Here is a 7,395-nt window from a genome sequence, read left to right on the forward strand (position 1 = left end):
AGGCGGCGCCCGGCGTTCCCCATGGAACCCGGGCGCCGCCTGAGAAAGCGCTCAGAAAAAGACAGACCGCCGCTGCACCAGCAGCTTGTAAAGCGTGTGCTGGATCGTCTCGCGCACCTGGTCGGTCAGGTTGAACATCAGCATCGGGTCATCCGCCGCCTCCGGCGGATACGAGTCCGTCGGGATCGGCTCACCGAACTGGATCGTCCACTTCGTCGGCAGCGGCACCCCGCCGAGCGGCCCCAGCCATGGGAAGGTCGGCGTGACCGGGAAGTACGGGAAGCCCAGCAGCCGCGCGAGCGTCTTCGCGTTCCCGATCATCGGGTAGATCTCCTCGGCGCCGACGATCGAGCACGGCACGATCGGCGCCCCGGCGCGCAGCGCCGTCGAGACAAAGCCGCCCCGCCCGAAGCGCTGCAGCTTGTACCGCTCGGAGAACGGCTTGCCGATCCCCTTGAAGCCCTCCGGCATCACCCCGACCACCTCGCCGCGCTCCAGCAGCAGCTGGGCGTCCTCGGCGCACGCCAGCGTATGCCCGAGCTTGCGCGCCAGCTCGTTGATGACCGGCAGCACGAAGACCAGGTCGGCCGCGAGCAGCCGCAGATGGCGGTCCGCCGGGTGGTGGTCGTGGACCGCGACCTGGAGCATCAGCCCGTCCAGCGGCAGCACCCCGGAGTGGTTGGCGACGACGAGCGCGCCCCCGCTGTCCGGGATGTTCTCGATGCCCTTCACCTCGACCCGGAAGTATTTCTCGTACATCGGGCGCAGCAGCGACATCAGAACCTGGTCGGTCAGGTCCTCGTCATAGCCGAAGTCGTCGACCTCGTACTCCCCCGTGACCCGGCGGCGCAGAAAGCTCAGGCCGTGCGCCAGCCGCCGCTCCCAGCCGCCCGCGGGGGCGCCGCCTCCCGGCGGGTCGTGGGGCGGCAACGGCGGCGTCGCGGCGGCCGCCGCAAGCGTCTCCGCCCGCTGGTCGCGCTCCTCGTCACGCTGCTGCGGGACGGGCTTGAGCGGGCCCTGGGCGGCCCGGTGCGTACGCCCCTGCCGCTGACCCTTGCGCCGGGACCGCGGCTCCTCACCGAACGGAATGACCTTGGCATCCGCCATGGTGGTTGCGCTCCTCAATTCTGGACGGCGCCGCGGGCGGGCAGCAGCCCGGCGAGCCGGTCGACGGTACGGGCGAGGGTCTCGGGCGGGAGCAGCCCGGGCCCGCGGCTGCGGGCGTAGTCGGCGAAGGCGCCGGCCGTGGAGTATCGGGGCTCGAAGCCCAGCGTCTCGCGCATCTGATTGGTGGCGACGACGCGGCCGTGCGTGAGCAGCCGGATCTGCTCGGGCGAGAAGTCGGTGATCGCGACGGAGCGCAGCGCGGTACGGGCCCATCTCAGGGTCGGCAGCAGCAGCGGGAGCGTCGGGCGGCCGAGCCGCCGGGCGGCCTGTGAGAGCAGCAGCACACCGTCGCCCGCGATATTGAAGGTGCCGCTGTTGAGCGTTCCCCGGGACGGCTCGGAGGCGGCGATCCGCAGCACCTCGATGGCGTCTTCCTCGTGGACGAACTGCAGCCGCGGGTCGTAGCCGATGACGGTGGGCAGCACGGGCAGCGCGAAGTACTCGGCGAGGGGGGAGTCCGCGCAGGGCCCCAGGATGTTGGCGAAGCGCAGCACGCAGACCGCCACATCGGGGCGGCGCCGGGCGAAGCCCCGTACATACCCCTCGACCTCGACGGCATCCTTGGCGAAGCCGCCGCTGGGGAGCGACTTGGGCGGGGTGGTCTCGCTGAAGACGGCGGGGTCGCGGGGCGCGGAGCCGTACACATTGGTGCTGGACTTGACCACGAGCCGCTGGACCGACGGCGCCTTCTGGCACGCGCCGAGCAGCTGCATGGTGCCGATGACGTTGGTCTCCTTGACCGAGGTGCGGCTGCCGCGCCCGCCGAGCGGGGTGCCGTTGATGTCCATGTGGACGACGGTGTCGACGCCGGTCTCGGCGAGCAGCTTCCCGATCGCGGGGTGGCGGATGTCCGCACGTACGAAGTCGGCCCCGCCGAGGTGGTGTTCGGGGGTGACGGCGTCCACGCCGATCACCCGGGCGACATCGGGCTCGCGCTGTATGCGCCGTACGAAGCGGCCCCCCAGGCGGCGTGCGACTCCGGTGACGAGCACGACCTTTCCCAAGATCAGCGCCTTCCTTCCCACCCTCGTGCGAGCTGGGCCGAGGCGAACACCGTAACCGCTGGATGTTGCCCTGTGATGACCACTCGCCGCACGTTACGAGGTTTTAGGACGAGGGTCCGGCGGCGCTGGGAGCAGCCCCGTGTGCACGCGCCGCAGCCCTCCCACCGTCGGTGGAAGGGCTGCGGGACGAACACAGCGTCGCTTGCTTACTTCTTGTTGCGACGCTGGACGCGCGTGCGCTTGAGCAGCTTGCGGTGCTTCTTCTTCGCCATCCGCTTGCGCCGCTTCTTGATAACAGAGCCCACGACTACCCTCGCTCACTTCGATTCACTCGGTGCGGGGCGTCCGAGCCCACACGACCTACATCGGGCCAGCCTACCCGGCGCCGAGCGAAGCGCGTAATCCGAGGGGCGCCCTGGGCCCTGCCGTCAGGCACGTCCGGGCCTGAGGGCCCGTCCGGGCCTAGGCGGACTCCACCCCCACATAGGACTCGCGGAGATACTCATGAACCGCCTGCTCTGGGACCCGGAAGGACCTGCCCACCCGGATCGCCGGCAGATGACCGCTGTGCACCAAGCGGTACACGGTCATCTTGGACACTCGCATCACCGCGGCGACTTCCGCCACGGTCAGAAACTGAACCTCGTTCAGAGGCCTTTCGCCAGCAGCCATGACACACCTGAACCTTCCGCACATGTCGGGCACCGGCTTCCCCTCCGGTGACTCCTGCTCGCATGCGCGCTCCTCACCAGATTAGGGGCGCGTGATACGAGTGGGGAAGAGGAGTAGCGATCGGACGCCTACTGTGACAGACACGCCCGATTGAGTACATAGCGAGTAATCGGTCGGTAGTAAGCGGACCGCACAGCGTCGTCAAGCGGAACCGCCACCGACACCCGCCCCTCCGCCTGGCCGACGAACGGCGCGGGGTCGTCCGCGTCCGCCAGGCCGATGGCCTCAAACCCCAGCTGACCTGCCCCGCACACCCATCCGTGGTCCCCGATGACCAACCCGGGGAGGGGGCCGCCACGGTCGGCGGCACAGCCGAGAGCCACCCGAACCGGGAGCGGTGAATGACTGTGGCAACCCGGGTCGCGAGCCTCGTTTCGCGCGCCGGGTTCCCGCACCATCGCGACTCCTCGTACGTAGACGATGTTGTAGGTGCGTACGCCGAACTGGGTCGTTATGTCGATACATCTATTCTGCGCGGGGGTGAGAACAGGGCAGCCGGCCGCCGAGAGCGCCGCCGCCAACGCGGCGTAGAACCCGAGGAGGCGGTGCGGATGCCCGGTCCCGAGCAGCACCGGCGCGCCCATGGCGGCGGCCGCGGCCAGCCGCTCCGCGAAGGCGTCGAGCGCGGCGATGGTCAGATCCGGATCGATCACATCCTGGCCTGAGGTGAGCGCCGGATTATCCGAAACCCCGCATTTATCGCTCATGAGGCGAAGTAACTCCGGGAAGGACCAGTCATGTTCGGGCTCTATACCCAGCAGCACCCGGGGGTCGCGCGCGGCGAAGAGCCGGTAGCTGCGCAGGCTCCGCTCCCGGCTCGTGGCCACCGGCCCGGCGAGCCGCGCGGCCAGCAGATGCGCACGCAGCGCGGCGGTACGGGGCACGTCATCGATGCTGACGGATCGCCGCGACCGCAGGCCGAAGAACGGCGAGAGTTGCCACGGTTGGCCTAACGGCACCCGAGGCCCGGCACCCGGGGCCCGGGGCCTGGGTGTTCCAGGGCAGCAGGCCCAGGCGTTGCGGGACGGCAGGGCCTGGGCGTTGCGGGACGGCAGCGACTGGGCGTCTCAGGGCAGCAGCCCGTGATGGGGAAAGACCGCCCGGCGGGTCGCGAGGATCGCCTGGTCCAGCCGGTCCCCCGGGTCGTACCCCCACTCCCCGAAGTCCCGCCACTGCGGCGACCGCCCGTCGGTCATCCGCCGCGGCGCCGACTGCCGGGTCCGCCGGTACACCTCGTGTCCCCACTCCTCCGGCACCTCCGCCTCCGGCGCCACCGGCCGCCCGGCGGCGATCGCCACCAGATGCGTCCACGTCCTGGGCACCACATCCACCACCGCGTACCCGCCGCCGCCCAGCGCGATCCACCGCCCGTCCGCGTGCTCATGCGCCAGCTCATGACAGCTCTCCGCGACCGCGCGCTGTGCGTCCACGGTCACCGTCAGATGCGCCAGCGGATCCTCCACATGCGTATCCGCGCCGTGCTGCGTCACCAGCACCTGGGGCCGGAACGCCGCCAACAGCTCCGGCACCACCGCGTGATACGCCCGCAGCCACCCCGCGTCCCCGGTCCCGGCCGGCAGCGCCACATTCACCGCACCGCCCGGCGCCCGCTCCCCGCCCGTCTCCTCCGGCCATCCGGTCTGCGGGAACAGGGTCCTCGGGTGCTCGTGCAGCGACATGGTGAGCACCCGCGGGTCGTCCCAGAACGCCGCCTGCACCCCATCCCCGTGGTGCACGTCCACGTCCACGTACGCGACCCGCTCCGCACCCATCTCCAGCAGCCGCGCGATCGCGAGCGCCGCGTCGTTGTACACACAGAATCCGGCGGCCCCGCCCGGCATCGCGTGATGCAGCCCGCCCGAGAAGTTCACGGCGTGCAGCGCGTCCCCGCGCCATACGCTCTCCGCCGCGGCGACCGACTGGCCGGCGATCAGCGCCGATGCCTCGTGCATCCCGGCGAAGGCCGGATCGTCGATGGTGCCAAGACCGTACGAGCCGTCCGCCGAGGCCGGATCGGCCGACGCCCGCCGCACCGCCTCGATGTAGTCCCGGCGGTGCACCAGCCGCAGCGTGGACTCCCCGGCGGGCTTGGCAGCGACCACCTCGACGGCGCGGTCGAGCCCGAACGCCTCCACCAGGCGCATGGTCAACGCCAGACGGACCGGGTCCATCGGATGTCCGGCGCCAAAGTCGTACGCCGTCAGACCCTCATCCCACATCAACTGTGCGCGACCGCTCATGTCCATCACCGTATCGGGCAGGAGTGGGCGCAAACGACCTCGCGTACCACAGGGTCGCAAGCACCAGCGCCATGGGCACCAGCATCGCCCCCCGGTAACTCCATGCGCCGCCCAGTGCGCCGACAAGCGGGGAGCCGATCAGAAAGCCCACGTAGTTGAAGATGTTGAGGCGCGCGATCGCGGCGTCCGACGCCCCCGGGAACAGCCGCCCGGCGGCCGCGAAGGTCTGCGGCACCAGCACACACAGCCCCAGCCCCAGCAGCGTGAACCCCAGCATCCCCACCCACGCCCCGGGCGCCGCCGCGACGACCGCGAACCCGCCCGACGCGAGCAGGGTGCCGACCCGCACGACGGCGACCGCGCCGAAGCGGCGCACCCCGAGGTCGCCGAAGGTACGGCCGAGAAGGGCGGTGACCATATAGACGTTGTACGGGACGGTGGCCAGCTGCTCGGAGCTGTGCAGCACGTCCTCCAGGTACTTGGCACTCCAGTTGGAGACCGTCGAGTCACCGATATAGGCGAACGACATCACGAGGCAGAGTGGCAGCAGCAGTTTCATGCTGACGGCGGCGGACGCCTGCTCGTCCTCCGGGCTCTCCTGCTTCCGGTCCTTTTCCTGTTGCCCCGCTCGATCCATGTACCAGCGGCTGGCGAACAGCGCGACCGGCACGAGTGTCGCGACAAGTGGCGCATACAGCACGGGCAGCGGCACATCCCAGTGCGCGCCCGCCCAGGCCAGCGACGCCCCGCCGATCCCGCCCAGGCTGTACGCGGCATGGAAGCCGAGCATGATGCTCCGCCCGTACGCATGCTGCAGGGTGACGCCGAGCATGTTCATCGACGCATCGAGGGCACCGACGGAGAGCCCGAAGACCGCGAGCGCGAGGGCGAGCTGCCACAGCGCCGTACCCGACCCGGCCGTGAGCAGCGCGACGGAGACCACCGGCTGGGCCCAACGCAGCACCAGCCCCGGCCGCACCCGCTTGACCAGGTGCTCCGTCCCGACGCTGCCCACGCCCGCGAGGATCGGAACCGCGGCGAGGAACGCGGGCAGCAGCCCGTCGGACACCCCATACCGGTCCTGCAGCGCGGGTATTCGGGTCACCAGCAGAGCAAAGACCGCGCCCTGGACGAAGAAACTGACGGCCAGCGAGGCCCGGCCGTGCCGCAGCCGCGGGGTCGGGCGCGTATCTGTCATGGCCGAGGAGCGTACGGCCCCACGCCGTATTAGGCGAGATCAGGCGAGCAATTGCGGAAGTTCTGCCATCTTCGCGAAACGGGCGTGGGCGCGGGCGAGCTTGGCGGCCGGCGTCATCGCCGTATATCCGTACACATCCATCCCGGCGGCGATGGCGGCCTGCACCCCCAGCGGGCTGTCCTCGACAACCGCACACCGCTCCGGCGGCACCCCCATCGTCCGCGCCGCATGCAGAAACAGATCCGGTGCGGGCTTGCCCCTCCCCACATCCTCGGAGCTGAATATGCGCTGCTCATCGAAGAGTGCATACAGCCCGGTCTTCCGCAGCGCGACCCGTATGCGCTCATGGCTTCCGGAGGAGGCGACACAGTACGGAACGCCGTCCGCGTTCAGCTTCTCCAGGACATCGGCTACGCCTGTGACAGGCTCCAGTTCCCGGCGGAAGGCGTCGAACACGCGGCTGTGGAAGGTCACATCGAAGTCGGCGGGCAGCCGGCGGCCGGTGCGTTCGAGGACCAGCTCATGGATCCGGTGCATGGCCGACCCCATGTAGTCGCGTATGGAGTCCTCGTAGGTGGTGGGGTGGCCCAACTCCGTCAGATAGGCGGCGAGGAGCCGATTGGAGATCGGCTCACTGTCGACGAGCACGCCGTCGTTGTCGAAGATGACCAGGTCGTAGCGCATGCCGCTCAGACTACTCGGGCAGTGCACGGGAAAAAGAAAAAGCCCGGCTGGGAGCTTGGCTCCCAACCGGGCTTTTATCAAAGATTGTTCGGCGGTGTCCTACTCTCCCACAGGGTCCCCCCTGCAGTACCATCGGCGCTGAAAGGCTTAGCTTCCGGGTTCGGAATGTAACCGGGCGTTTCCCTAACGCAATAACCACCGAAACACTATGAAGAAAACAAACCAACACCACACACCACCATGACCATGGTGCGGATCGGTTGGTCGTTACTTCAGAACCAACACAGTGGACGCGAGCAACTGAGGACAAGCCCTCGGCCTATTAGTACCAGTCAACTCCACCGGTCACCCGGCTTCCATATCTGGCCTA

The 7,395-nt window shown here is 69.4% G+C and carries 8 protein-coding genes and 1 rRNA gene; all 9 read right to left on the reverse strand.

Annotated elements, in window-relative coordinates; translation table 11 throughout:
* Nucleotides 1–51: 51 nt before the first annotated feature.
* Nucleotides 52–1,107, reverse strand: coding sequence for a lysophospholipid acyltransferase family protein (locus ACH4U7_RS16015; RefSeq protein ID WP_385613514.1), 1,056 nt, complete (start codon nucleotides 1,105–1,107; stop codon nucleotides 52–54).
* A 14-nt stretch (nucleotides 1,108–1,121) separates the two neighbouring features.
* On the reverse strand, nucleotides 1,122–2,171 hold the full coding sequence (locus ACH4U7_RS16020; protein WP_398528501.1) for an NAD-dependent epimerase/dehydratase family protein: 1,050 nt from the start codon (nucleotides 2,169–2,171) through the stop codon (nucleotides 1,122–1,124).
* A 206-nt stretch (nucleotides 2,172–2,377) separates the two neighbouring features.
* Nucleotides 2,378–2,476 carry a 30S ribosomal protein bS22 gene (locus ACH4U7_RS16025; RefSeq protein WP_003948845.1) on the reverse strand — a complete coding sequence of 33 codons (99 nt, stop codon included), beginning with the start codon at nucleotides 2,474–2,476 and terminating at the stop codon, nucleotides 2,378–2,380.
* Between the two features lie 157 nt (nucleotides 2,477–2,633).
* Nucleotides 2,634–2,843 (reverse strand): helix-turn-helix domain-containing protein, encoded by a 210-nt coding sequence (locus ACH4U7_RS16030; protein WP_135341538.1) that lies wholly within the window; start codon nucleotides 2,841–2,843, stop codon nucleotides 2,634–2,636.
* 128 nt (nucleotides 2,844–2,971) lie between these two features.
* On the reverse strand, nucleotides 2,972–3,787 hold the full coding sequence (locus ACH4U7_RS16035; protein ID WP_398528502.1) for a phosphatase: 816 nt from the start codon (nucleotides 3,785–3,787) through the stop codon (nucleotides 2,972–2,974).
* Nucleotides 3,788–3,970: 183 nt separating this feature from the next.
* On the reverse strand, nucleotides 3,971–5,143 hold the full coding sequence (locus ACH4U7_RS16040; RefSeq protein WP_398528503.1) for an acetoin utilization protein AcuC: 1,173 nt from the start codon (nucleotides 5,141–5,143) through the stop codon (nucleotides 3,971–3,973).
* Nucleotides 5,112–6,341 carry an MFS transporter gene (locus tag ACH4U7_RS16045; RefSeq protein ID WP_398528504.1) on the reverse strand — a complete coding sequence of 410 codons (1,230 nt, stop codon included), beginning with the start codon at nucleotides 6,339–6,341 and terminating at the stop codon, nucleotides 5,112–5,114. Before ACH4U7_RS16045 ends, ACH4U7_RS16040 begins: the two co-directional genes overlap by 32 nt.
* 39 nt (nucleotides 6,342–6,380) lie before the next feature.
* Nucleotides 6,381–7,025, reverse strand: a complete 645-nt coding sequence (locus tag ACH4U7_RS16050; RefSeq protein WP_398528505.1) for an HAD family hydrolase — start codon at nucleotides 7,023–7,025, stop codon at nucleotides 6,381–6,383.
* Between the two features lie 86 nt (nucleotides 7,026–7,111).
* Nucleotides 7,112–7,228, reverse strand: a 5S ribosomal RNA gene (rrf, locus tag ACH4U7_RS16055).
* Nucleotides 7,229–7,395: the final 167 nt, after the last annotated feature.

Source organism: Streptomyces sp. NPDC020845 (genome assembly GCF_044334165.1).
In the GTDB taxonomy this organism is placed as follows: Bacteria; Actinomycetota; Actinomycetes; order Streptomycetales; family Streptomycetaceae; genus Streptomyces.